Origin of the sequence: Acinetobacter towneri, assembly GCF_017498585.1 — a bacterium.
In the GTDB taxonomy this organism is placed as follows: domain Bacteria; phylum Pseudomonadota; class Gammaproteobacteria; order Pseudomonadales; family Moraxellaceae; genus Acinetobacter; species Acinetobacter towneri.
This window is the reverse complement of sequence record NZ_CP071766.1, coordinates 1,562,782-1,584,392: the sequence shown is the minus strand read 5'-3', so window position 1 is coordinate 1,584,392 and position 21,611 is coordinate 1,562,782. Positions and strand designations below refer to the sequence as shown.

25 protein-coding genes are annotated in these 21,611 nt (G+C 40.6%); 7 read left to right on the top strand and 18 right to left on the bottom strand.

Annotation, left to right across the window (positions count from 1 at the left end; translation table 11 throughout):
* Positions 1–14 precede the first annotated feature (14 nt).
* Positions 15–887, top strand: a complete 873-nt coding sequence (locus tag J4G44_RS07590; protein ID WP_096902520.1) for an ATP-binding protein — start codon at positions 15–17, stop codon at positions 885–887.
* Positions 888–963: 76 nt separating this feature from the next.
* Here J4G44_RS07590 and J4G44_RS07585 read toward each other — a convergent pair whose 3' ends face one another.
* Positions 964–1,275 (bottom strand): hypothetical protein, encoded by a 312-nt coding sequence (locus tag J4G44_RS07585; protein ID WP_104851815.1) that lies wholly within the window; start codon positions 1,273–1,275, stop codon positions 964–966.
* A 354-nt stretch (positions 1,276–1,629) separates the two neighbouring features.
* Here J4G44_RS07585 and J4G44_RS07580 point away from each other — a divergent pair, with 354 nt between their 5' ends.
* Positions 1,630–1,887 (top strand): EexN family lipoprotein, encoded by a 258-nt coding sequence (locus tag J4G44_RS07580; protein WP_004971457.1) that lies wholly within the window; start codon positions 1,630–1,632, stop codon positions 1,885–1,887.
* 95 nt (positions 1,888–1,982) lie between these two features.
* Here the strand turns inward: J4G44_RS07580 and tsaD are convergent, their stop codons facing one another.
* A complete protein-coding gene (tsaD, locus tag J4G44_RS07575) occupies positions 1,983–2,999 on the bottom strand; it encodes a tRNA (adenosine(37)-N6)-threonylcarbamoyltransferase complex transferase subunit TsaD (RefSeq protein WP_004971458.1) in 1,017 nt (338 codons plus the stop codon).
* 146 nt (positions 3,000–3,145) lie between these two features.
* Here tsaD and rpsU point away from each other — a divergent pair, with 146 nt between their 5' ends.
* Complete coding sequence (gene rpsU, locus J4G44_RS07570) at positions 3,146–3,361, top strand: 30S ribosomal protein S21 (protein WP_001136722.1); 216 nt, start codon at positions 3,146–3,148, stop codon at positions 3,359–3,361.
* Between the two features lie 31 nt (positions 3,362–3,392).
* Complete coding sequence (locus tag J4G44_RS07565) at positions 3,393–3,839, top strand: GatB/YqeY domain-containing protein (protein WP_154321276.1); 447 nt, start codon at positions 3,393–3,395, stop codon at positions 3,837–3,839.
* Positions 3,840–3,992: 153 nt separating this feature from the next.
* Here the strand turns inward: J4G44_RS07565 and J4G44_RS07560 are convergent, their stop codons facing one another.
* From J4G44_RS07560 to J4G44_RS07495, 14 genes are all read right to left on the bottom strand, one after another.
* Positions 3,993–4,355: a hypothetical protein gene (locus J4G44_RS07560; RefSeq protein WP_004971462.1), complete on the bottom strand. Its 363-nt coding sequence runs from the start codon at positions 4,353–4,355 to the stop codon at positions 3,993–3,995.
* A 60-nt stretch (positions 4,356–4,415) separates the two neighbouring features.
* On the bottom strand, positions 4,416–4,790 hold the full coding sequence (locus J4G44_RS07555; protein WP_096902524.1) for a GFA family protein: 375 nt from the start codon (positions 4,788–4,790) through the stop codon (positions 4,416–4,418).
* A gap of 48 nt (positions 4,791–4,838) precedes the next feature.
* A complete protein-coding gene (locus J4G44_RS07550) occupies positions 4,839–6,275 on the bottom strand; it encodes a M48 family metalloprotease (RefSeq protein ID WP_171324990.1) in 1,437 nt (478 codons plus the stop codon).
* A 105-nt stretch (positions 6,276–6,380) separates the two neighbouring features.
* Positions 6,381–7,355 carry a 2-hydroxyacid dehydrogenase gene (locus J4G44_RS07545; protein ID WP_154320850.1) on the bottom strand — a complete coding sequence of 325 codons (975 nt, stop codon included), beginning with the start codon at positions 7,353–7,355 and terminating at the stop codon, positions 6,381–6,383.
* 75 nt (positions 7,356–7,430) lie between these two features.
* The gene (locus J4G44_RS07540) at positions 7,431–8,009 is read right to left on the bottom strand and encodes a hypothetical protein (RefSeq protein WP_338029131.1); all 579 of its coding nucleotides are present in this window, start codon (positions 8,007–8,009) and stop codon (positions 7,431–7,433) included.
* Between the two features lie 230 nt (positions 8,010–8,239).
* The gene (locus tag J4G44_RS07535) at positions 8,240–10,129 is read right to left on the bottom strand and encodes a M48 family metalloprotease (protein WP_004971472.1); all 1,890 of its coding nucleotides are present in this window, start codon (positions 10,127–10,129) and stop codon (positions 8,240–8,242) included.
* A gap of 95 nt (positions 10,130–10,224) precedes the next feature.
* On the bottom strand, positions 10,225–11,763 hold the full coding sequence (gene purF, locus J4G44_RS07530; protein ID WP_096902526.1) for an amidophosphoribosyltransferase: 1,539 nt from the start codon (positions 11,761–11,763) through the stop codon (positions 10,225–10,227).
* A 25-nt stretch (positions 11,764–11,788) separates the two neighbouring features.
* Complete coding sequence (locus J4G44_RS07525; RefSeq protein WP_004971476.1) at positions 11,789–12,370, bottom strand: CvpA family protein; 582 nt, start codon at positions 12,368–12,370, stop codon at positions 11,789–11,791.
* Between the two features lie 3 nt (positions 12,371–12,373).
* The gene (locus J4G44_RS07520) at positions 12,374–13,375 is read right to left on the bottom strand and encodes a quinone-dependent dihydroorotate dehydrogenase (protein WP_004971477.1); all 1,002 of its coding nucleotides are present in this window, start codon (positions 13,373–13,375) and stop codon (positions 12,374–12,376) included.
* Between the two features lie 111 nt (positions 13,376–13,486).
* Entirely contained in the window at positions 13,487–13,966 is a 480-nt protein-coding gene (gspM, locus tag J4G44_RS07515) for a type II secretion system protein GspM (RefSeq protein ID WP_096902527.1), read from the bottom strand.
* Positions 13,966–15,105, bottom strand: a complete 1,140-nt coding sequence (gene gspL, locus J4G44_RS07510) for a type II secretion system protein GspL (protein WP_207973549.1) — start codon at positions 15,103–15,105, stop codon at positions 13,966–13,968. Before gspL ends, gspM begins: the two co-directional genes overlap by 1 nt.
* Before the next feature lie 46 nt (positions 15,106–15,151).
* Entirely contained in the window at positions 15,152–15,607 is a 456-nt protein-coding gene (locus J4G44_RS07505; protein ID WP_004971483.1) for a SixA phosphatase family protein, read from the bottom strand.
* Positions 15,608–15,762: 155 nt separating this feature from the next.
* The gene (locus J4G44_RS07500) at positions 15,763–16,836 is read right to left on the bottom strand and encodes an NAD(P)H-dependent glycerol-3-phosphate dehydrogenase (RefSeq protein WP_179989333.1); all 1,074 of its coding nucleotides are present in this window, start codon (positions 16,834–16,836) and stop codon (positions 15,763–15,765) included.
* 27 nt (positions 16,837–16,863) lie between these two features.
* Complete coding sequence (locus J4G44_RS07495; RefSeq protein ID WP_179989332.1) at positions 16,864–17,439, bottom strand: nitroreductase family protein; 576 nt, start codon at positions 17,437–17,439, stop codon at positions 16,864–16,866.
* Positions 17,440–17,819: 380 nt separating this feature from the next.
* On the opposite strand from J4G44_RS07495, the gene J4G44_RS07490 reads away from it, so the two are divergent.
* On the top strand, positions 17,820–18,197 hold the full coding sequence (locus tag J4G44_RS07490; protein WP_004971490.1) for a hypothetical protein: 378 nt from the start codon (positions 17,820–17,822) through the stop codon (positions 18,195–18,197).
* Between the two features lie 109 nt (positions 18,198–18,306).
* On the opposite strand, the gene rhlB is transcribed toward J4G44_RS07490, so the two are convergent.
* A complete protein-coding gene (gene rhlB, locus J4G44_RS07485) occupies positions 18,307–19,458 on the bottom strand; it encodes an ATP-dependent RNA helicase RhlB (RefSeq protein WP_004971493.1) in 1,152 nt (383 codons plus the stop codon).
* Between the two features lie 111 nt (positions 19,459–19,569).
* Positions 19,570–19,782 carry a cold-shock protein gene (locus J4G44_RS07480; protein WP_004648643.1) on the bottom strand — a complete coding sequence of 71 codons (213 nt, stop codon included), beginning with the start codon at positions 19,780–19,782 and terminating at the stop codon, positions 19,570–19,572.
* A gap of 477 nt (positions 19,783–20,259) precedes the next feature.
* On the opposite strand from J4G44_RS07480, the gene J4G44_RS07475 reads away from it, so the two are divergent.
* Both J4G44_RS07475 and rpoH read left to right on the top strand, forming a co-directional pair.
* Positions 20,260–20,517 carry a sulfurtransferase TusA family protein gene (locus tag J4G44_RS07475; RefSeq protein WP_179996549.1) on the top strand — a complete coding sequence of 86 codons (258 nt, stop codon included), beginning with the start codon at positions 20,260–20,262 and terminating at the stop codon, positions 20,515–20,517.
* Positions 20,518–20,679: 162 nt separating this feature from the next.
* Entirely contained in the window at positions 20,680–21,549 is an 870-nt protein-coding gene (rpoH, locus tag J4G44_RS07470) for an RNA polymerase sigma factor RpoH (protein WP_004971496.1), read from the top strand.
* The last annotated feature ends 62 nt before the right edge of the window (positions 21,550–21,611 follow it).

The following is a 21,611-nucleotide window of genomic DNA, read 5'->3' as shown; positions in this document are numbered from 1 at the left end:
TAAGCTGAATTATCATGGCAAACCTAGATTTACCCGACAACATCTTATTATCACTTTCTCATGTACTCCAACAACTACAGCAAAGTTTACCTGCTTTAAAACAAGAAACCGACTTTTCCGCCATCGCATTCAAATGGCAAGATCGACAATTGATAGCGATTCAACAACCAAGAAAAATTGATTTAGATGATTTAAAAGGCATCGAAAAGCAAAAAGAAAAAGTCATTCAAAACACCTTGCAGTTTTTAAATGGCTTACCTGCCAATGATGTGTTACTTACAGGCTCACGCGGTACGGGAAAATCATCTATTGTACGTGCCCTATTGACCGAGTATGCCAATCAAGGATTACGTTTAATTGAAATTGAACGCGATGATTTGTCTGAATTGCCAGAAATTCAAAAAATCATTCAGCATCGTCCTGAAAAATTTATTGTCTACTGTGATGATCTAGCTTTTAACGCAGAAGATGAAAATTATCGTAGTTTAAAAAGTGTTTTAGATGGTTCATTACAATCAGGTTCCAGTAATTTTATTATTTATGCAACCAGTAACAGACGTCATCTATTACCTGAATTTATGCATGAAAATACACCTGTCACTCGTGTAGATGTACCACAATATACTGAGTTGCATCCTCAAGAAGCAATTGAAGAGAAAATTTCACTGTCTGATCGCTTTGGTCTATGGCTGTCGTTTTATCCAATGGATCAAAATCTATATTTAGAAATTGTGGAGCATTATTTACACAAAGCCGAAATGCCAATGACTGCCGAAGTACGTGCAGAAGCATTAAGATGGTGTCAGGCACGTGGACAGCGTTCAGGGCGTGCTGCCTATCAATTTTCTAAACACTGGATTGGCTCGCAGCAACTTAAAGCACTTTAAATATTTTAATGGGTTGTTTGCATATAGAAGATAGTCAGCAACCCACTCTATTTAAACGCGCTAAATGACTGAGCGACTACTGACCTTGTTCTGCAGCAATCCGTGCCAATGTGTCTTTATAAAATTCTTCGCCATGCGCCTGCATTTCTGCCACAGTCGGCTCTCCTACATATACTTCTTGCGGTACTGTCGCTTCAGGTGTGATAGCCGAAGGATGAGTTGCTACAGTAGTCAAACGAGTCGGTACTTCGACCTGTTGGGCTGTCACTGAACTCGGCTGATTTTCTGTACTATTTATATTTTGCTGTATTGACTCAGCGCCCTCGCAAGCGGTCAATACCATCATCCCCATCACACAAATAATGCAAAATGTATTTTTAAATCGCATGTTTATCTCAATTAGTTTTATATTAAATATCTACCAAAAATCATAGTTTAAAGTTGAAAACACAACAATTGGACAGGATTCACAGATTTAAATACTGCTGTCAGCTACTTTATGGATTTCTATAAATTGTAGGATGAGTGCACAAAAAAAATAAAGCAGTTCTATTTGAAACCAATACGTGAAATAAAGTTTGGGATAGAATATGACTATAAAACTTCAAAAAAATTAAAAATATTTATATTGCAATTATTTAATTTTACTTAATAAGATCAACTTTAGTCCATTGTATTATTTTATGAACCCATTATTCGCTTAAGATGCAATCTCTTTAAAACAAACAACGGTTAAAAAATAATGTTTAAATTTAAAAATTTGTTAATTACAGTAAGTTTAATTACAACGCTTACAGCATGTACACAAGTGAAAACGCAAGAGTATTATGCCGAGAACTTAGATGAAGCTAAAAAAGTTTTGCAGAAGTGCGAAGAAATGGCCAATCAAGGTAAATCACTAGAAGGTAAAAAATTAGAAAACTGTACAAATGCAGGGAATGCTGTGATGCAAGGCATGATGAAAGATCTTACCAAAGGTTTAATGGACGCAGTTCGCTAAGTCTTAAGTATTCGTTTCTAATATTAATGTAAAAATTTAGCATATAAAGTCAGAGGCAGATTATTGCCTCTGATTGATTTTATGCTACGAACAACTTAACCCGCAGTTGGATTGGTAAGCTCCGTCATCGGCCAACGTGGTGTAGTCGTAACCGATAAACCATCTTGCTGCCCTGCTTTTAAACGCTGATAGCCCGCAAAAGCAATCATTGCACCATTGTCGGTGCACAATGCAGGTTCTGCATAATAAACCGTTGCACGAATTTTAGCTAAATCTGCTTCTAAACGCTCACGTAACCGAGTATTTGCACTCACCCCACCCGCGATCACCAAGCGTTTTAAACCTGTTTGTTTTAAAGCTTTTACCGATTTTTTCACCAAAGTATCAACAATCGCTTCTTGGAAACTTGCCGCAATATCGGCATCACGGTTTTCATCACCTAACTTTTTCATTTGTACTGAAACCGCAGTTTTTAAACCGCTAAATGAAAATTCTAAGCCTTGGTGCAACATTGGACGTGGAAATTCAAAAGCTTTGGCATCGCCTTGTTCAGCTAGTTTGGCGATATTTGGCCCACCCGGATACGGTAAACCCATCATTTTGGCAACTTTGTCAAAAGCCTCGCCTGCAGCATCATCAATCGACTCGCCTAACAATTCATATTGGCCAATGCCATAAGCTGCCATGAGCTGTGTATGTCCACCCGAAACCAATAAAGCGACAAACGGAAATTCTGGCGGTGTCGCAGACAATAATGGTGCAAGCATGTGCCCTTCCATGTGATGCACCCCAATTGCAGGTTTATTTAAGGCAAAAGCTAAAGTTCGTCCAAATAATGCGCCTGTCATGAGTGCGCCCATTAGCCCCGGCCCACGGGTATAAGCCACTGCATCAATTTCAGATTTTTTGACTTGGCTCTGCTCAAGCAATTGATTGATTAAAGGAATAAGTTTGCGCACATGGTCACGTGAAGCCAGTTCGGGTACCACACCACCATACTCTGCATGCAATTTAATTTGGCTATACAGTACTTGCCCGCGCAAACCTAACTCGCTGTCATACAGTGCAAGTCCTGTTTCATCACAAGATGTTTCTAAGCCTAAAACGATCATTAAATTGCCTATAACCTGTATCAATTCTATTGCGAAACCTATTATAGACTTGTGATATGAGATGTAAATGAGTAAAATACTGACCTTCACTTGTGATCGTGGGCAATTTCGCCCAGATCTTATCCATAACTTAATGAGGATTCTTCATGCCACAAGTTAAATTGAAAGAAGGCGAACCAGTAGACGTAGCTATCCGTCGTTTCAAACGTTCTTGCGAAAAAGCAGGTGTTTTAGCTGACGTACGTAAGCGTGAATTCTACGAAAAACCAACTCAAGAACGTAAGCGCAAAAAAGCTGCTGCTGTTAAACGCTACCAAAAGAAATTGGCGCGTGAATCAGTACGTACTACTCGCCTTTACTAATTAATTTGTGATTGCCTGTCTGGATTAAATGATGACGACTTTGAAAAACCAAATTACTGACGTTTTGAAAGCGACAATGCGCGCCAAAGAAATGCATAAGTTAACGGTAATTCGTAGTTTACAGGCGGCAATTAAGCAAATCGAAGTCGATGAGCGCAAAGAGCTTGACGATGCTCAGGTTCTTGCGGTCATTGAAAAGCAAATTAAACAACGTAAAGAATCGGTTAAAGCCTTTGAAGGCGCTGGCCGAGAAGATTTAGCTAGTAAGGAACAAGCCGAAATTGAGGTGTTATCTCAGTTTCTACCAGAAGCTATGACTGAGGAAGAACTTGATTCCATGATTGCGCAAACCATTGAAGCGCAACAAGCTACTAGCATGAAAGATATGGGTAAGGTGATGAACTCTCTGCGTCCGCTCATAGCCGGGCGCGCCGATCCTGCTCAAGTATCTGCCAAAATTAAAGCCAAATTAAGCTAATTAGCTCACCCCAAATTTGTGCTTCTCCGAACACTGATTTAAATGTCAGATTAAGCCCGCTTTAATCTTTCTATCTAATGCTATTAAGTAAAATGCTAAACCTAGGATGAGATAGATTATCTATTCACCCTTAGACACTTCTGCTTTAACTTTTTACTTTAAATCGCAGTTCACTTGATATTTTTTCAGTAATTGCATTTCTTTAGATGTGCTGACCTGCTGAATCACGTCCTGTTTATTAATATTCTGATAACGACGATCCAAATAGGCACGGTTTTCATCTGCTGCCTGATATAAACGATCAACATAACGACTAACAATGCCGCAAAACTGCTGCTGTTGCTGCGGATTAAAACCCTGCTGTTGTGGGTTTAAGCCTCGTAAAAACTGTCGGGTATCTTGTTTATATTGCGCATTAATTTCTTCAACAGCCAACACATACTGCTCTGCACTCGCAGCATAGACATTTTGCAAGGTCATCCCCAAAGTAAGGCATAAATAAATATATTTTTTCATTTTCAAGTCAGGGTCGTTTCAACTCAAGTTCTATTTTAGCATTGTATATTCGGTGAATAACTATTCACACGACTCAATTGCCAAAAAGTTGGGTTTGTATTGCGCAAATGCTTGCTCACATGGTTCGGGAACTTTGCCTTGAGTCACTGTCCCTAAGCGTAAGCGAATAATATCGGGTAAATCTAGCCGATAAGAATAAATCGGGCTGCCACACTCCTGACAAAATACCCGTGCTTTATTGGGACTATGAAAATATTCTTTTAGATATTTTAAGCCACGCACCACTTCAAAATGTTCGCGTGCCACTGGACTATTCCATCCCATAATACCGCCTTGCGCACGACGGCAATGCTGGCAAAAACATAATATTGTTTTTTCAATTTCGGCATGGTAACGGTAATACACCGCACCACATAAACATTGTCCCTCAATCATTCTTAAACTCCTTTTCTTTATTGTTATGCCACCGTATGTACGCCCGACTTATATTTTTAACTGTCGTTCTCTTTGCATTTCAGTCACACGGTTTTTTATATTTGCCGACATCGCCTGATTGTCTTTGGCTAAACGCTGCGCGTGCAGTAATGATTTAATTGCCTCTTCTTCCCAACCTGACCAATACTGTACTTCTGCACGATACCGTAACACATTTACCGTGCGTAATGCAGAGCTTCGGTCTATATTTGCCGCTTGCTGCATTAAATTCCATGCCGATAAATCACGTGGATTTTTTTGCAAGAAATCCTTCAAAATACTTTCTGCTTGCGTAGTTTGATTTTGACGAATCAAAACCTCGGCCCATTTATAATTCAGCGCACGATTTTCAGGCATAATTCGCGCAGGTGAACCAATTGTTTTGAGCGCTAAATCAATTTTATTTTGCCCTAAATAAATGTCAGTTTGAATAAGTGTCAATAAATTATGTAAACGATTGTGACTTTTGGCCTGATCTATACTTTGTTGCGCCAAAACAAAATCGCCTTGCTGGCTATAAAAATAAGCCAAAGCCAAATTCGCCGCAAAATGGTTACGGGTTGCAAATGCTTTAAGCTGCTGTTCTGTCGCCTGCTGCGAAACCACCAAACTATATAACTTTAAAATCTCAAAGTCTTCATCACGCAGCGAGGTTGGCACTGGTGGCAATTGATTGGCACGTAAACGCGCCTCACTCATCCGCTCTGTGGTTAAGGGATGGGTAAACCAAAAGTCAGGTAAGAAGCTCACTCGACTCGTAGTACGGTGCATCACCTCAAAAAAGTCTGCCATGCTTTGTGGGTTATAGCCTGCGCTATACATATATTGCATGCCAATACGGTCTGCTTCACGTTCCTGATTACGGCTATAAGTCAATTGCTGATCCATTAAAGCGGCTTGAGAACCCATCATCACCGCTGCGCCTGCATCACCATCGGCTTGTGAGGCAACCAATGCCCCAACCACAACCCCAGCGAGTGCCAACAAACCCTGTCCTTTAAATGCCTCTTGAGAGCGACTGTAATGACGTTGCGACACATGCGCAATTTCATGCGCCATCACGCCCGCAACTTCATCCATATTACGGGCAGAATTAATAAGACCTGTGTTTAACGCAAATAAACCACCCGGCACAGCAAAAGCATTAATTTGTGGATCATTGATAATGAGTAGCCCAATGGGTTGCCCCAATTGAGTTTGGCTGAGTAGATGCGAAAACGTATTGATTAATTGATCTTCCAGCCACGGGTTTTGCGTGACAGGCATTTTACGCTGCACTTCCCGATAGACTTTTTCACCAATACTGCGTTCTTTTTGCTGATCAATTAATCCCACACCACTGCCTATTTCAGGCACATTAAATTGTGGTGTGGTGGTTAGATTGGCACTTTGGGTTGTCGCAATACTGGCAAAACTCAAACCGCAGATCAGTAATAGATGTTTCAATGGATGATCTCAAATACATATTTTGCATAATGATTCACTATAACATTGAAAAATGAACGCATTTGCAATGATGTGTTATCAATTTTTACCAAATCATCTTTAACTTTAAGACGTATAACAAGCAGGATTAACAACATATTGCGGGCGACGTCCTTCCAGCGCATCAACTAAATTTTTATAGGCTAAGTTTGCCATTTGTCGACGAGTTGCTGCAGTTGCTGAACCAATGTGCGGCAAAGTCACGACATTATCTAACTCAAATAATGGTGATTCTTGCAGTGGTTCTTTGTCATAGACATCCAAAGCTGCGGCAAAAATTTTGCCTGCTTGTAAGGTCTGAATAAGTGCCTGCTCATCAATGACTGAACCACGCGAAATATTGACCAAAATTGCATGTGACTGCATTAAATCAAGTTCACGCTGACCAATTAAGGCTTTAGAGTCTGCATTTAAATCGACTGCCAGTACCACAAAATCAGACTGTTGCAGCAATTCATCCAGACTTAAATATTCTGCATTAAATGCCTTCGCCACTTCCATTTTTTCACGACGATTGTGGTACACCACATTCATATTAAAACCATGAAATGCACGCCGTGCGATAGCCGCACCAATATGCCCCAAACCTACAATACCAATGGTTTTACCATAAATATCCTGTCCAAACTGTGCTGCACCCACGGTACGTTTCCATTGCCCTTGTTTAGTCCACCGATCTAAATATGGCACTTGTCGTGCTGCACTCATCAATAAAGTAAAGGCTAAATCTGCTGTGGTTTCAGTCAAGACATGCGGTGTATGGCAAAGACTAATCTTTTGTTGGGTTAAATAATCTACATCATAGTTGTCGTAACCGACACTTACACTCGAAATCACTTTGAGTTTAGTCGCAGTATGTAAGTTGCTTTGATTAAGCAAGCGCCCTGCACCAATCATGCCATCCGCATCTTGCACATGCTCAAGCAACTGTTGATTCACGTCACCCAACTTCGGGCTGACCTGCACCACCTGATAATCTTGCTCTAGCTTACTTAAAATTTCTGCATCAATTTGACTAAACACTACCACTTTTTTACGCATGATTATCCCTGTTTCGTGTCTACAATTGCTTGTATATGTAGAGTTTTAAATATCTGAATTGACTTAGGCTTTAGGCTATAACGATGTGATTTGTATCGCATCCCACAGACTTTTTTTCAACAGCGGTTGATCTAACATCTCTTGCAAGCTGGCTAAATGCAAACATTGTTCAGATTTAAAATGTGGTAATTGACCTAAAATCAGCATGTTTTTATCTGTGCTCAAGACATCAACAAAACCTTGCACATAATTTTCTACCCCGATGCCGTCTTGTAATACTTCTAAAGCAAAAGGCCATTGCAATACGTGATATTCGGCCTGTAGCGCATGTTGAATATTACGCCACAATTGTTGCTGTTCCTGACTCAAGGTAGTGCTTTCTACCAAAATGACACAATGTGGCAACTGCAAAGCTTCAATACTAAATGCTTCAATTTGCAGCATGACACGCGCTTCAGGAACAACTTCTGGCGCGGCCGCTTCAACTGTCGTATGTTGCGGAGATGGTTCTTGCTTAGGCTTTTCGTGAATAATCGGCTGTTGTTGTTTTAATTGTTGAGGTACTGCAGCAGGAACAATAATTTCGCTGTGTATTTCAGGTGCAGCTTGTTCGCGCCAAACCGATGATTGTGGCAAAGTTTGAGACACAGCCATTCTGGAAACCCAAATATCGATTCCCAAACTGGCTAAAATGTCACGCTGATGCCCCATCATGTTTATCATCACCTATCTAATTTTTCGCTGCACGTATTTATCACAGAACAACATGCAAGATAGCACCTATTCTACCTAGAAAGGCTGCACAATGCTGTGCTTTCTTTCACCCAATCTGACCTATTCGTATTTTTTCAAAATCTGCTTTAAACACACCTAGTCAATCAGTGTCACACAATCATCAAACTGTTTTGTTTTTGCATTTGCTCGACAATTTCTTCGGTTTTAAAACCTAAACGCCAATAGAGCAACTCCAAAACATCCAATTCATCTTGGGTGATAATACGGTCATTCCACAAACAAATTTCAGCAATGCCTAACACCATCAGTCGATCACGCAGCAGCAAACCTGCCATATCATTTAAAATTTCTGATAAATCAATCGGTTCATCTGAAATTTCTTCATAATCAATCAATTCATCTGCAGTTAAAACACGTTCTAAAATACGTTCACGTACATCTAACTGATTAACACTATTAATTTGCTGCACATGCAATAAAGCATCGATTAAACGTACAATTTGCGGTTTAACTTCGTGTAACGCTGCAGGTGTATGTAAAGGCAGCAAGTTCAATTCAAACTTGATTCGTTCAAGCAGCAAAGCATCTAACAAACCAATTTCACCATCTTCCTGAATGATTTTTGCCAATTTGGTTAAAAACTGCCGTGCGATACTCAGCGGCATACCACCAATATTTTTACACGCTTCATGGAAAATCGAGATATGTACTCGCCCATCCAAATGTAATAAAGCATCTACAATTGCACGACTCACTTCTGCTTCAGCAGGAATAAATTCACGATATTGGCGAATCATCAAAATAGCGACAATCACCTCACGCGAACCCGTTGCCGTTTGTAAGGCACGCTGAATTAGCTCTGGACGCGGCATGTTATTGCGAATTTCAGGCTTGAGTGGCTTAATTGCATCATTAATTGCAAAGCTAATCGGCGACAAGCGCAGCAAAGGCAAAGGTTGCGGCGAGCTCCACGGCGCATAATATTCAGCATTCATTTCTTCTAACGAGCGAAATAGGCTAAACAAAGGCTGATTGCGTAAACGCTTCAAATTTTCGAGTTGTAAGTCTTGCACCAAGGTTGGATCAAGCTCAAAAATACGGGCTTCAATACTTGGATGAATATTCATCCAGCTTTGCGGACTGAGCGAGTTAGCAAAGCACATGTGGGAAATCGATTCTGAATATTCACTATGAATTTGCGATCCCGCATGATGCACATAAATTCGCAGCAAAGTTTGAATATTGGCATTATTTTGAATCAAACGTTTGGTTTTTAAATCATTTTTAAAGGTACGTCCGCTTAGACTAATATATTTAATTAAGCGGGTAATCAACACTCCTAAACTGCCAAACAACCAAATACCACCACCTACAGCCACAAAAAAAGTCGCTAACTTATGTGGCGGCGCATCACGATGTTGTCCAAAACCAAGTTTGGCGATGCTACTGCCCCACTTACTAAACGTGGTTAGACTACTGTAGAGGATTTTAAGTTTAGTATTATCAATGGTTTCACCACTTAAAATATGGTTAAACTCATGGCTGAGCAATCCATAAAGCTCTTGCTCATCCAAGTTTTGCAAAGCGCCCCAAGTCAAAATAATCACAATGTCTTTATGACTAAAGCCTGCGGTTAAGGCATTCACCCCAATTTCATCGGGCAATACATATACAGTAGGCGCTGGGATTTGAAAGGTATCGGCCAATTGTTCGGTCAGTTTAAGTGCGGTACTTTCTTCTGGGGTACTTTCGAACTGGGTTAAACGACGCGCACCCAATTGTTTTGCCAAAGAATGACCACCTGAGCGAAAAACGTAAAATTCCAAAATGACGGATACCGTCATAATCAGCACCAAGACCGTAATCCAGTATGGGCTTAGACTGTGCCAATAGATGGATTGGCTTGAATCGACATAATAGACCAACAGACCCAAAACTGTGTTTAAGATAAACAGGGTCAAAGCGACTGCAACCAAACATAAAATTGCAGACCAAATCATATTTTTGTTTTTAATCAAGTAACTACTCACAGACCTCAATGTAAACATCCTGAATTACATTGTATTTGAGCCACCATCATAAATGAAAAAAGCGGGAATTTCCCGCTTTTCTCACTGAGCTGATCAGAAAAAAATTAACTCTCTTTTACACCAGTTAAGTCTACTGACGCGGCATCAATATTGACATCAATATAACCATCTTTGCCTTTTTTAGCCAAGTCGTTACGCTTTTGCTCAAGATCATTCAGATAAGCTTCGTCAATTCCGCCAGCCACATACACACCATCAAATACTGAACAATCAAATTCAGTTAAATGCGGCACTTTATGGGTACGAACCGCTTGTTTTAAATCTTCTAAATCTTGGAAAATTAAACGGTCTGCACCAATAATTTCACGAATTTCTTCGACATTACGGTTAGACGCGATTAATTCATCTTTGGCTGGCATATCAATACCATACACGTTTGGATATTTCACCATTGGCGCTGCAGAAGCAAAGAATACTTTTTTCGCACCTGCATCACGTGCCATTTGAATAATTTCGTTACAGGTCGTACCACGGACAATCGAGTCATCCACCAACAGTACATTTTTGCCTTTAAACTCAAGCTCTACAGGGTTGAGTTTTTGGCGTACTGATTTTTTACGCAATTGCTGACCTGGCATAATAAAGGTACGTCCGATATAGCGGTTTTTCATAAAACCTTCACGGAATTTAACCCCTAAAGTATTTGCCAATTCTAAAGCTGATGTACGTGATGTATCTGGAATTGGAATAACGACATCAATATCGTGTTGCTCGCCCCACTCTTGGGTAATTTTATGCGCCAGTTTTTCACCCATTTTCAAACGCGCTTTATACACTGAAATACCATCAATGGTCGCATCTGGACGAGCAAAATATACATATTCAAAAATACATGGGCGATATTCAGGTTTAGCGGCACATTGCTGGGTAAATAATTCACCTGCGTCATTAATAAAGATCGCTTCACCCGGCGCAATATCACGTTCAACTTTAAAGCCAAGTGCAGTAATTGCCACAGATTCTGATGCAATAATATATTCCATGCCCTGTTCAGTTTCACGTGAACCGTAAATCAATGGACGGATACCATTTGGATCACGGAAGCCAACCAATCCTTGACCTGTAATCATAGCAACAACGCCATAAGCACCCTTACAACGCTCATGCACACGGCTGATCACATGAAAAATATCTTCTGAAGTTGGGTTTAATTTGCCACGTTTTTGCAATTCATGTGCAAATACGTTCAATAACACTTCTGAGTCAGAATCGGTGTTCATGTGACGTAAATCTGTTTTAAACAGATCTTCGTGAATTTCTTCGGCATTGGTCAAATTACCATTGTGTGCCAAAGTAATCCCGTACGGCGAGTTCACATAAAATGGCTGCGCTTCGGCACTGCTTGATGAACCTGCAGTTGGATAACGCACGTGCCCAATACCATAATTACCTTGCAACGCACGCATGTGACGTGTATGGAATACATCACGCACCATACCGTTATCTTTACGCAAGAACAAACGCCCATTGTGGCAAGTTACGATCCCAGCTGCATCCTGTCCACGATGTTGTAACATCGTTAATGCATCAAACAACATTTGGTTAACAGGTGATTTACCAGCTATACCAACAACTCCACACATAGCAACCTCGCAGACCAGCTAGGGATTAATAAAAAGGATTATTCGTTGAGCCATCTGCGCCAGAGCGATTTTCTTTTGCGTCAGATGCGATGTCGGAAGATGGCGCGGCATCTTTCGACTTGATGTGCTGTAAAGCCTCATTGGCAGCGTCTTTGGACAGTTCTGTTGCCCACGGTGCATACGGCAATAAAGTTTGTACAAATTTAGACTGTTTCCAATAAGGCGAGCTTTCGACCCAAGGACCAATGCCTTGAATGGTAATAAGGACAATGAGTAAGCCTTTCAAGGTACCAAATGCACCGCCTGCCAAACGATTTAATGGGCCAAGCTTCAAGCTCTTTAAAACACCATTTAGAACAGCGGTTACAATCCAGGTCAGTACCACAATTACCAAGACAATAAATGCAAAGGCTGCAATTTTTTGTACCACAGGATCGCTACTGAGTGCTGTCATCGAAGGTGCTAGGACAACTGCATATTTTGCCGCAACAATTAGGGCAAAAATCCATCCTACCAAGTTCGCAAAGGCTTTAATAAATCCTTGTCGCAAACCGTTCAACCCTCCAATAAGCAAGAGAATCAGAATAACGATATCAATGGTATTCATAAGTTATAAGGCGTTCACACAATCTTGAACCAACTCAGGACCTGCATAGATTAAACCACTATACACCTGAACCAAGCTTGCACCTGCATTTTTTTTGGCAACCGCTTGTTCGCCCGACAAAATGCCACCGACACCAATTAAAGGAATTTCACCTTTCAGTGCTGCTGAAAATGCTGCCAAACATGCAGTACTTTTTTCAAACACAGGCGCGCCCGATAAACCACCAGCTTCATCGCCATGCGGCAAGTTTTCTACGCCTTCACGCGACAAAGTGGTATTGGTCACAATCAGGCCATCAATTTTGAATTGCAATAATTGCTTGGCAATAAACTGAATATCTTCAGGGTCTAAATCTGGAGCAACTTTTAAGACCAACGGCACATAATGTTGATGTTCTTCGGCCAACTCCAACTGACGCTGTTTGAGGGTTTGCAATAATTCAGTCAGCGCATCACCACTTTGCAAACTGCGCAAATTTTTGGTATTGGGTGATGAAATATTTACAGTAATATAAGAGGCATAGTTATAGACTTTTTCTAGACAAATCAGATAATCATCTACCGCATTTTCAACAGGCGTATCGGCATTTTTACCAATATTAATCCCTAAAATACCTTTAAATTTTGCCGCTTTGACGTTTTCAATCAGCTGATCGACCCCATCATTATTAAAACCCATACGGTTAATAATGGCTTTGGCCTGTGGAATACGGAATAAACGTGGATGCGGATTGCCCGCTTGAGGACGTGGCGTAATGGTGCCAATTTCAATAAACCCAAAGCCTAAACCAGCCAAGGCATCAATATATGCACCATTTTTGTCTAGACCTGCTGCCAAACCTACTGGATTAGGGAATTCAATTCCCATACAAGTCACAGGTTTCGCTACAGTCTTTTGACGCATCAAGCCCATTTTATGGCTCGATTTCAATAGTGATAGTGTCAGCTCATGTGCACGCTCTGGTGCTAAAGAAAATAACAACGGGCGGGCTAGAGAATACAACATATCTGCAAAAGTCTACTGCTTTCTAAGTCGCCATATTATAGGCTTAGCCCAGTCAAAACGCTATGCTTGACATGGGTTTATTTTCCGAGTTTCGGACTTTATTTTTAACCTTTACTGGACTGTCGCTGTTAATTTAATCTGCCCTGCTTCAGAAATTAATTCCATTTTTTCGATACTTAAACCCATTTGCGCCAATTGGGTTAAAAAATTTGCCAACACAGCATAATTGGCATGACTCGCCACCAGTAGCATCTTGTCACCACTTTGCTGCGAAGCAACCGATAAACCCTGTTGCTGAGCCACACGCTGAATTTTATCGGCTGCACTGAGTTGTGCATCATTGGCAGGTTTCATGGTGACTGCATGACTTTGCATCACCACCACCAAATCTTTAAGGTCATTTACCCGTTTTTGCTGTTTTTCGGCTGCGGCATGCATATACCACAACGCAGAACCCACAGCAGCAACGATCACAAAGATTGTGGTAAATACCACCAAAACACGTTCACGTGTATTTAAACGATCTAGATAATCTTGTATCAGTTCAATACGTTGATCGAACCAAGTTGACATTTTTTCCATGGCTTTCATTATTGTATTTTCACCAATCCTACTGCACCTGACGCACTCGGCTGAATATTACCCAGCTCGACCTTAAAACCCTGCTGATTCAATTGCTGAGTGAGCGCTTGCAAGGTCGCTGCCGAATTAGCATTCAATTCCATGTTCAACATATTGGCATCAAAACTCACACGATTAGCCACAATTTGATTTTGCATCAACACAGGGCCAACACGACTGAGCAATTGCAGCGCTTGAGTATCTGCATTTTTACTCATGCGTACCTGACTTTCAAACTGGCTTTGAATATTTTGCTCGGTAATACGGCTGTTTGCGCCAAACCAATATTGATATTGTTCTATGGCTTGAACCGCTGTTTGATCTGCTACTTTTTTAAGCTTGCTCCAGCGCAGTGCATCATAGCTAAATTGCACAATTAAAATCCCGAGCAACACTGCTGCACAGGCTTTCCAATAACCTGAAATACCCGTATCTTGCTTGGCTTTTGGCAGCATGTTGAATGGATGCTGTTTGGCTTTCGCCAATGCAGGTACTACATAATGAAAGCTTTCTAACTGCTCTTGTGTTGCAAATGCTTCAATACTTTGTATTTGCTCTGCACTAAAGTTGGTGATTTTATAGTTTCGTTCTGCAGTTTGATAATCTAGATAAAGCGCCAGATCATCAACTGAATAACCTAAAAATTCACTTTCACGTACCAACAAGCGTCCGCAAATATTTCCAATCACCGTTTGCCCTACATCAGGTTGCGGCAAGATTAAAAAGTCAGGTAACAATGCACTGATTTTAACTGGCAACAAACTTAATACATGCAAATAGGTTTCAATACTATGCTTAGCAACTCCCAACACGGTTATTTGCTCAGGTGGCTGAAAATGATGAGCCACCTGCATCGCATCAATTGGCAATACGGTATATTCTTCTAATAAATACTTCACACCATCGGTACCCAATTGTTTATATTGGGCTTTAGGTAAAGTTTGTTGCATGATTTGCACATCACGGCTTGGGAAAAACACCACAGCATCTTTTCCTTGAAAAGCCTGCAATGCCTGAATCAAGGCATCAAGACTATCTGCCTCTGTCCAGTGTTCCCCATTTGACCATTGCCAAACCCCATTGGCTTCTGGCATCCATAAATACAGCATTATTATCGTTCTACCGTTGAATTGTATTTAACTTTATACATTTATTTTATGCGTTTGGAATAAAACTTTTGATTTGGGTTGAAAGTCCCGCAGCAATTACTGCCTGCTCATAAATACGTGCTTCTGCCAAATGATAGGGATGGAAAGATTCTGAAGTCAAAATTTCTGCCATGTGTGCCACCACATTCATGTGACACACCACCGCAATTGACTCATACGGCAATTGTGACAACCATTCCACCGCAACTTTTGCATCATCTTCAGGTTTAATGGTATTGCAGACCACCACAGGCACATCTTTAAAATATTGCTGCAAATGTGCCAAGGTTTCTTGTGCACGCAATAAAGGACTGACTACAAACACATCGGGCTGAATGATATTTTTTAAATAGTCTGCCGTTTCTTGTGCTTGTATATGACCACGCTCAGTCAAAGGACGCTGATGATCATTGCCCATAATCGCAGGAGCGGCTTCACCATGACGAACAAGAGTCAGTTGCATAGAATTTCCTTATAGGATGATACACATTAAGTTGTGTCAATTTAACTCAAATTATGCGCTCAGTATAACCTGAGAATATGACAATTCAGTTCACCAAACTGTCATATTCCATGCAAGTTTTTACCTACTGTGGCGCTGTTTTTATGGATGTAAAACTAAACTTGATGATGCGGCAAGACAAATTCCACATCACTACGATGTCCATTCTTCATTAAAGACAGCGCAATGTTCATGGGTGGCGCACCTTCAAAAATCACTTCATAAAGCGCACAAGTAATTGGCATATACACATCTAATTCATTCGAGCGCGCCCGCACTTGTACAATGGTATTAATCCCTTCGGCTGTTTGCCCCAATTCTTCTGTGGCTTGTTCCAAAGTTTTACCTTTACCCAGTGCATAACCCACTTGATAGTTACGACTCAATGGACTGCTACATGTTGCAAACAAGTCACCGACACCAGACAACCCTAAGAAGGTCAATGGATTTGCACCAAGCTTAACCGCAAAACGACTCATTTCTGCCAATGCACGGGTTAAAATCATACTCTTGGTATTTTCACCCACGTTATAAGCGGCTGCCATGCCCATCGCCACAGCATAAATATTTTTCAGCGCACCGCCTAATTCCACACCATTCACATCATCGCTGGCAAAAACACGGAATAACGCACTGTGTAAAGCTTGCTGCACCGCATAACGCACCAATTCAGAATGACTGGCAATAACCGTACCTGCAGGCTGCCCCGCCACAATTTCTTTGGCAAGGTTCGGGCCAGACAATACACCATACGGCACTTCTGGCAATTCTTCACGGATAATATCGCTCATAAAACTAAAGGTTTTGGCTTCAATACCCTTGGTTAAAGACACCACTGCTTGTGCGCTAATAAAAGGTTTAATTTGGCGCAACACATCACGGAAAGAATGACTTGGAATAGCCACTAAAATAATGTCACGGTCACGAACTGCAGTTTCCAAATCTGAAACGGCTCTTAAACCCTGCTCCAACTGAAAATCTGGCAAATAACGTCGATTAATATGCGTTTCATTAATTTCTTTGGCAGTCGCTTCATCACGAATCCAAATCATCGTGTCGCAGCCATTACGCACTGCTGTATTGGCCATTGCTGTACCAAAACTGCCACCACCTAGCACTGTAATGCGTAACGCAGTTTTTCGATCTATTGCAACAGGTTCAACCAAATCGGTAAAATTTAATTCTGACATTATTGTTATATCCTAAAAAATAAAGACTTATGCGTTCCAATAACGAACATAAGCTTGCGTATTCAACTCAGTGCGGGCAGGAATGGCTTTGGCTGCTGTTCCCACATAAATAATGCCTGAAATTAAATCATCTGCATTTAAGTTTAAAGCTTGTTTCAGCAAGTTCGACTCAACGACTGCCCCACTACGCCACATACTGGCAAAGCCCTGCGCCTGCAAAGACAGTAAAAAGTTCTGTACCGCAGCGCCTGTACTTAAAGTCTGCTCAAAACGTGGCACTTTTGAATGATCCTGAAATTGCGTTAACGCCAACACTAAAAGTGGCGCACGAAATGGATGCTGTTTCACTCGCTCCAACTGAACCGCATCGGTTTCGCCCATATCTGCCAAGGCTTGAGAAAGTAACTCACCAAATGCTGCACGTTGCTCGGCAGTAATCACCACAAAGCGCGTAGGTTTTAAACGATGATGATCTGGTGCGGTTAAAGCTGCCTGAAAAGCCATTTCTAGCTGCTCAGTATTTGGTGCAGGTTCAACTAACTGCCCCGTAGACTGACGTTGATGAATATTTTGATGAACGATTTCTACCGCTGTATCCGTCATTGACTTATATAACTATTTCAAAAAGCTCGGTTAAGATTAGCATAAACTCAAAAAATTGCGCTATTTCCGTATGCTTATTTGCAAGATTCTGATTAGGGTCTATATGTCTGCACTTTTAAGATGAACCTGCTCAGCACATCTAAACAATGATGCTTTGACGCATTCATCTATAGTTTAAGAGCATGAAAATACATTATGGATTGGGTTTGATGTGTATAAATGAATGACGAATTATCAACACAGCCTATACAGTGTCTACATCTAAAACCATCCAGATTATGTTCAACTAGATCAAATTGTTATTTTCAATCTCTACACATTTGAATTGAAATATCATCAACAAACAATACGCGCTACAGCGTTTTAGCCCCGAGGTAGATATGAAAAAAATAGTCGCCTTTTCTAGCCTTGCCGTTTTTGCACTTTTAACCGCATGTGCCACCACGCCAAATAATTCTCTTGCCATTCAAAAAGAAAACAACCTATATGAAGTCACAGGTTTAGGTAAAAGTAATATTATTGCCAAAAATAATGCAATTACAGCTGCCAATAAAACCTGTGGTACTCGTGCCGCTCCAGTCTTGGTTGATGAAAAAACATCTTATAACGGCGCACTCAAAGGTGTAGTCGATGAGCAAACGGGACAAATGATTCAGGCGGCAGCAACTGTTTTAGGTACAATTGCGGGACGTAATACTGATATTGCCCGTGATGATGATTATCAAACTGTGCTGACCTTTAGATGTCAGGCAAAGTAAATTATTACAGCACGACATAAGAAGCAAATACAAAAAAGTCGCTCCACTGAGAGCGACTTTTAAACTAAGAACAGCAGGATTTAAACTAAAAAATAGCTTAAATGAGTAATTAGCAATAACCATCTAAACGTGTTAATGGCAATTTTTGACCAATGGCTTTTTCAATTTCTGGTAAATAGAACGCATCATCTTCCGACAAGAAGCTAATACTCACACCACGTGTACCTGCACGACCTGTACGACCAATACGGTGCACATAATCATCTGACTGTTCAGGCAAAGTGAAATTCACCACATGCGAAACACCATCGACATGAATACCACGCCCTGCAACGTCTGTTGCAATCATGATGTTATGTTTGCCATTTTTAAACTGATCCAGCATTTTTAAGCGTTTGTCTTGGGCAATTTCACCTGACAACATCACCACTTTATAGCCATCACGCTTTAAATGATCATAAAGCTTACGCACCTGATCACGCCGATTGGCAAAAATCATGACTTTTTCAATCGGCTCATCACGTAAAATTTCTTCAAGCAATTTGTATTTATCGGTTTTGGCAACCATATATACCCGTTGCTCAACATCGGCATTGGTTTTCTTTTCAGGTTCAATTTCGACTGTAACAGGTTCAAATAACCACTGTTGAGCCAAGTTCAACACATCATAACTAAAAGTTGCCGAGAACATTAACGTCTGACGCTGTTCCTTACGCGGTGAATAACGCACAATACGTTTTACCGATGGAATAAAGCCCATATCCAGCAAGCGGTCTGCTTCATCAATCACTAAAAACTCAATCTGATCTAGCCAAACTTCTTTTTGTTCTACAAAATCAATCAAGCGCCCTGGTGTCGCAACAATAATATCGACAAAGTTTTTATTGAGTTGTGACTTTTGCTTATCAAAGTCTACACCACCCAACAAAGTCACCACATTTAAGTCGGTAAATTTGGTTAAGTCTTTTGCATCACTTTCGATTTGCAAAGCCAATTCACGCGTAGGCGCTAAAACCAATGCACGTGGTTCACCACGATAACGCTGCCCTTGAATTGGGTTATTCAATAAATCGTTGATCACACTAATTAAAAAGGCAGCAGTTTTTCCTGTACCTGTTTGCGCACGACCAATGGCATCATGTCCAGCCAAAGTAAATTTTAAAACCTTTTGCTGAATTGGCGTCATTTCCTTGAAACCCAAAGCATCAATAGCCTGTTTCAATTGCGGATGTAAATTTAAGGTTTCAAAACCAGATGACATAAATATGTGCTCGAACTTATACAGACAAAAAACTGACCTATTATAAACAGAAATACAAATAAAAAACGCCCCAATCAGGATTGGAGCGTTTTTTTTAGAATAATCGAGTGATTAGTCTAATGGCTGTACTTCTTCAGCTTGGAAGCCTTTTTGGCCTTTTACTACGCTGAATTCAACACGTTGGCCGTCACGAAGTGAACGGTGGCCGTCACCTTGGATCGCACGGAAGTGAACGAATACATCGTCGCCGCCATTGCGTTGGATAAAGCCAAAGCCTTTAGTGTCGTTGAACCATTTAACTACGCCTTGTTCACGAGCTGTCATAAGTTAATCCTCATTGATTAAAAAGAAGGACCACCCGGTGTTGCAAACAGCAGAGCAAACAAAGTTTAAAAATATTTTTATTTCTAAGCTTGTAATCATTCTGTATAACTATTAACAAAATCCCGGTTACATCCATTTGTAATAGGGCGACAAACAACGATTGTCTATCTAAAATCCTAAATACGCATCGAGCTTAACACGGCTTTATGACAATTAATAGATTTTTTTTGATTTATCTTGTTCAGTTTGAAACGAGTTGAACAAATAGAAAATTTTTATTTCTGTTAAGTGACTTAGCACAATTTTGATCTATAAATTTTATTGCAAATATCTCGCAAAATAAGCCAATTCTCTTGCCCTTATGCGCAGTAAGCCGCGCAATGAATAGTCTGGATGCTTCAGATGAAATTTATTTGGGATTTGTGAGCGAATTTGCTAATATGATCATTCTGTTTTTTAAGGCGAAATTTTACTTCAATGCTGTGTGACGCTGAACAACCTATCATAGTGATTGATGCCATGGGACAACCTTGTCCTATGCCTTTATTGATGCTGAAACGTGCCCTTAAACATTCAGATTCTGCACGGTTTTTATTGAAGTCATCTGATCCGCACAGCCAGCAAGATGTGGCGCGTTATTGTCAGTTACATCAATACAGCTGTGAAGCAAGCCAGATTTCGGCAACAGAGTTTCATTATGTGATTGATGTTGCCAAGCCAAAATCATCGCAATAAGTGCATCTATTTGATTGTTCATTTGTTTTAATGACTTAATATTCGCCGCTTATTGCTATAAAGATTTACATATCTACACCAATTTTACTTATTTAAGTAGAATATTGGCATTAAGATAAAGACATCGGTTATTTTACCTACCCAATCCTATAAGGAGATCTCATGAGTGACAGCAGCAATCAGTTGATGCCCCTGTCATTATCTGCACCAGGGGTAAACCTCGGGGCTTATATTAGTACTGTTAACCAAATTCCTATTTTAACGGCTGAACAAGAAAAAGAGTTAGCCGAGCGTTATTATTACGATCAAGATTTAGACGCGGCCAAAATGTTGGTCATGTCGCATTTACGTTTTGTGGTGCATATTGCACGAAGTTATGCGGGCTATGGTTTACCGCAGGGCGATTTAATTCAGGAAGGCAACTTGGGCTTAATGAAAGCCGTGAAACGCTTTGACCCGAATATGGGCGTGCGTTTGGTGTCATTTGCCGTGCATTGGATTAAAGCTGAAATTCACGAATATGTTATTCGTAACTGGCGTATTGTTAAAATTGCCACCACCAAAGCACAGCGTAAATTGTTCTTTAATTTGCGTAGCCTCAAAAAATCTAGCAAGAAACTGACGCTTGAAGAAGCACAATCTATTGCCAATGACTTAAATGTGACTGCAGAACAAGTCTTGGAAATGGAAGGTCGTTTAACGGCTTATGACGCAGCTTTTGAAGCACAAGGCGATGATGACGATGAAGGTTCAACTTATGTTGCACCTGCATTGTATTTGGAAGATAACCGTTACGACCCTGCACGTTTAGTCGAAAACGAAGACTACGAAGAACAAAGCACTTCTGCCCTACATGAAGCTATGGAGCAGTTGGATGATCGTTCACGTAATATTTTGCAGCGTCGCTGGTTAGATGATGATAAATCGACCCTGCATGAATTGGCAGCAGAATATAATGTTTCGGCAGAACGTATTCGTCAGCTCGAAAAAAATGCCATGGAAAAAATTAAAGTGGCGATGTCATCAAACTAAACTGACATTCTCCAAATTGATGCAGACACATCGAAAAATAAAATTGGGCAAACTGCCCTTTT

Excerpts from the sequence above, each read along its gene's own strand:
- J4G44_RS07590 (WP_096902520.1), top strand. The coding sequence starts at position 15 with ATGGCAAACCTAGATTTACCCGACAACATCTTATTATCACTTTCTCAT.
- J4G44_RS07585 (WP_104851815.1), bottom strand. The coding sequence starts at position 1,275 with ATGCGATTTAAAAATACATTTTGCATTATTTGTGTGATGGGGATGATG.
- J4G44_RS07580 (WP_004971457.1), top strand. The coding sequence starts at position 1,630 with ATGTTTAAATTTAAAAATTTGTTAATTACAGTAAGTTTAATTACAACG.
- tsaD (WP_004971458.1), bottom strand. The coding sequence starts at position 2,999 with ATGATCGTTTTAGGCTTAGAAACATCTTGTGATGAAACAGGACTTGCA.
- rpsU (WP_001136722.1), top strand. The coding sequence starts at position 3,146 with ATGCCACAAGTTAAATTGAAAGAAGGCGAACCAGTAGACGTAGCTATC.
- J4G44_RS07565 (WP_154321276.1), top strand. The coding sequence starts at position 3,393 with ATGACGACTTTGAAAAACCAAATTACTGACGTTTTGAAAGCGACAATG.
- J4G44_RS07560 (WP_004971462.1), bottom strand. The coding sequence starts at position 4,355 with ATGAAAAAATATATTTATTTATGCCTTACTTTGGGGATGACCTTGCAA.
- J4G44_RS07555 (WP_096902524.1), bottom strand. The coding sequence starts at position 4,790 with ATGATTGAGGGACAATGTTTATGTGGTGCGGTGTATTACCGTTACCAT.
- J4G44_RS07545 (WP_154320850.1), bottom strand. The coding sequence starts at position 7,355 with ATGCGTAAAAAAGTGGTAGTGTTTAGTCAAATTGATGCAGAAATTTTA.
- J4G44_RS07540 (WP_338029131.1), bottom strand. The coding sequence starts at position 8,009 with ATGGCTGTGTCTCAAACTTTGCCACAATCATCGGTTTGGCGCGAACAA.
- purF (WP_096902526.1), bottom strand. The coding sequence starts at position 11,763 with ATGTGTGGAGTTGTTGGTATAGCTGGTAAATCACCTGTTAACCAAATG.
- J4G44_RS07525 (WP_004971476.1), bottom strand. The coding sequence starts at position 12,370 with ATGAATACCATTGATATCGTTATTCTGATTCTCTTGCTTATTGGAGGG.
- J4G44_RS07520 (WP_004971477.1), bottom strand. The coding sequence starts at position 13,375 with ATGTTGTATTCTCTAGCCCGCCCGTTGTTATTTTCTTTAGCACCAGAG.
- gspM (WP_096902527.1), bottom strand. The coding sequence starts at position 13,966 with ATGAAAGCCATGGAAAAAATGTCAACTTGGTTCGATCAACGTATTGAA.
- gspL (WP_207973549.1), bottom strand. The coding sequence starts at position 15,105 with ATGCTGTATTTATGGATGCCAGAAGCCAATGGGGTTTGGCAATGGTCA.
- J4G44_RS07505 (WP_004971483.1), bottom strand. The coding sequence starts at position 15,607 with ATGCAACTGACTCTTGTTCGTCATGGTGAAGCCGCTCCTGCGATTATG.
- J4G44_RS07500 (WP_179989333.1), bottom strand. The coding sequence starts at position 16,836 with ATGTCAGAATTAAATTTTACCGATTTGGTTGAACCTGTTGCAATAGAT.
- J4G44_RS07495 (WP_179989332.1), bottom strand. The coding sequence starts at position 17,439 with ATGACGGATACAGCGGTAGAAATCGTTCATCAAAATATTCATCAACGT.
- J4G44_RS07490 (WP_004971490.1), top strand. The coding sequence starts at position 17,820 with ATGAAAAAAATAGTCGCCTTTTCTAGCCTTGCCGTTTTTGCACTTTTA.
- rhlB (WP_004971493.1), bottom strand. The coding sequence starts at position 19,458 with ATGTCATCTGGTTTTGAAACCTTAAATTTACATCCGCAATTGAAACAG.
- J4G44_RS07480 (WP_004648643.1), bottom strand. The coding sequence starts at position 19,782 with ATGACAGCTCGTGAACAAGGCGTAGTTAAATGGTTCAACGACACTAAA.
- J4G44_RS07475 (WP_179996549.1), top strand. The coding sequence starts at position 20,260 with ATGCTGTGTGACGCTGAACAACCTATCATAGTGATTGATGCCATGGGA.
- rpoH (WP_004971496.1), top strand. The coding sequence starts at position 20,680 with ATGAGTGACAGCAGCAATCAGTTGATGCCCCTGTCATTATCTGCACCA.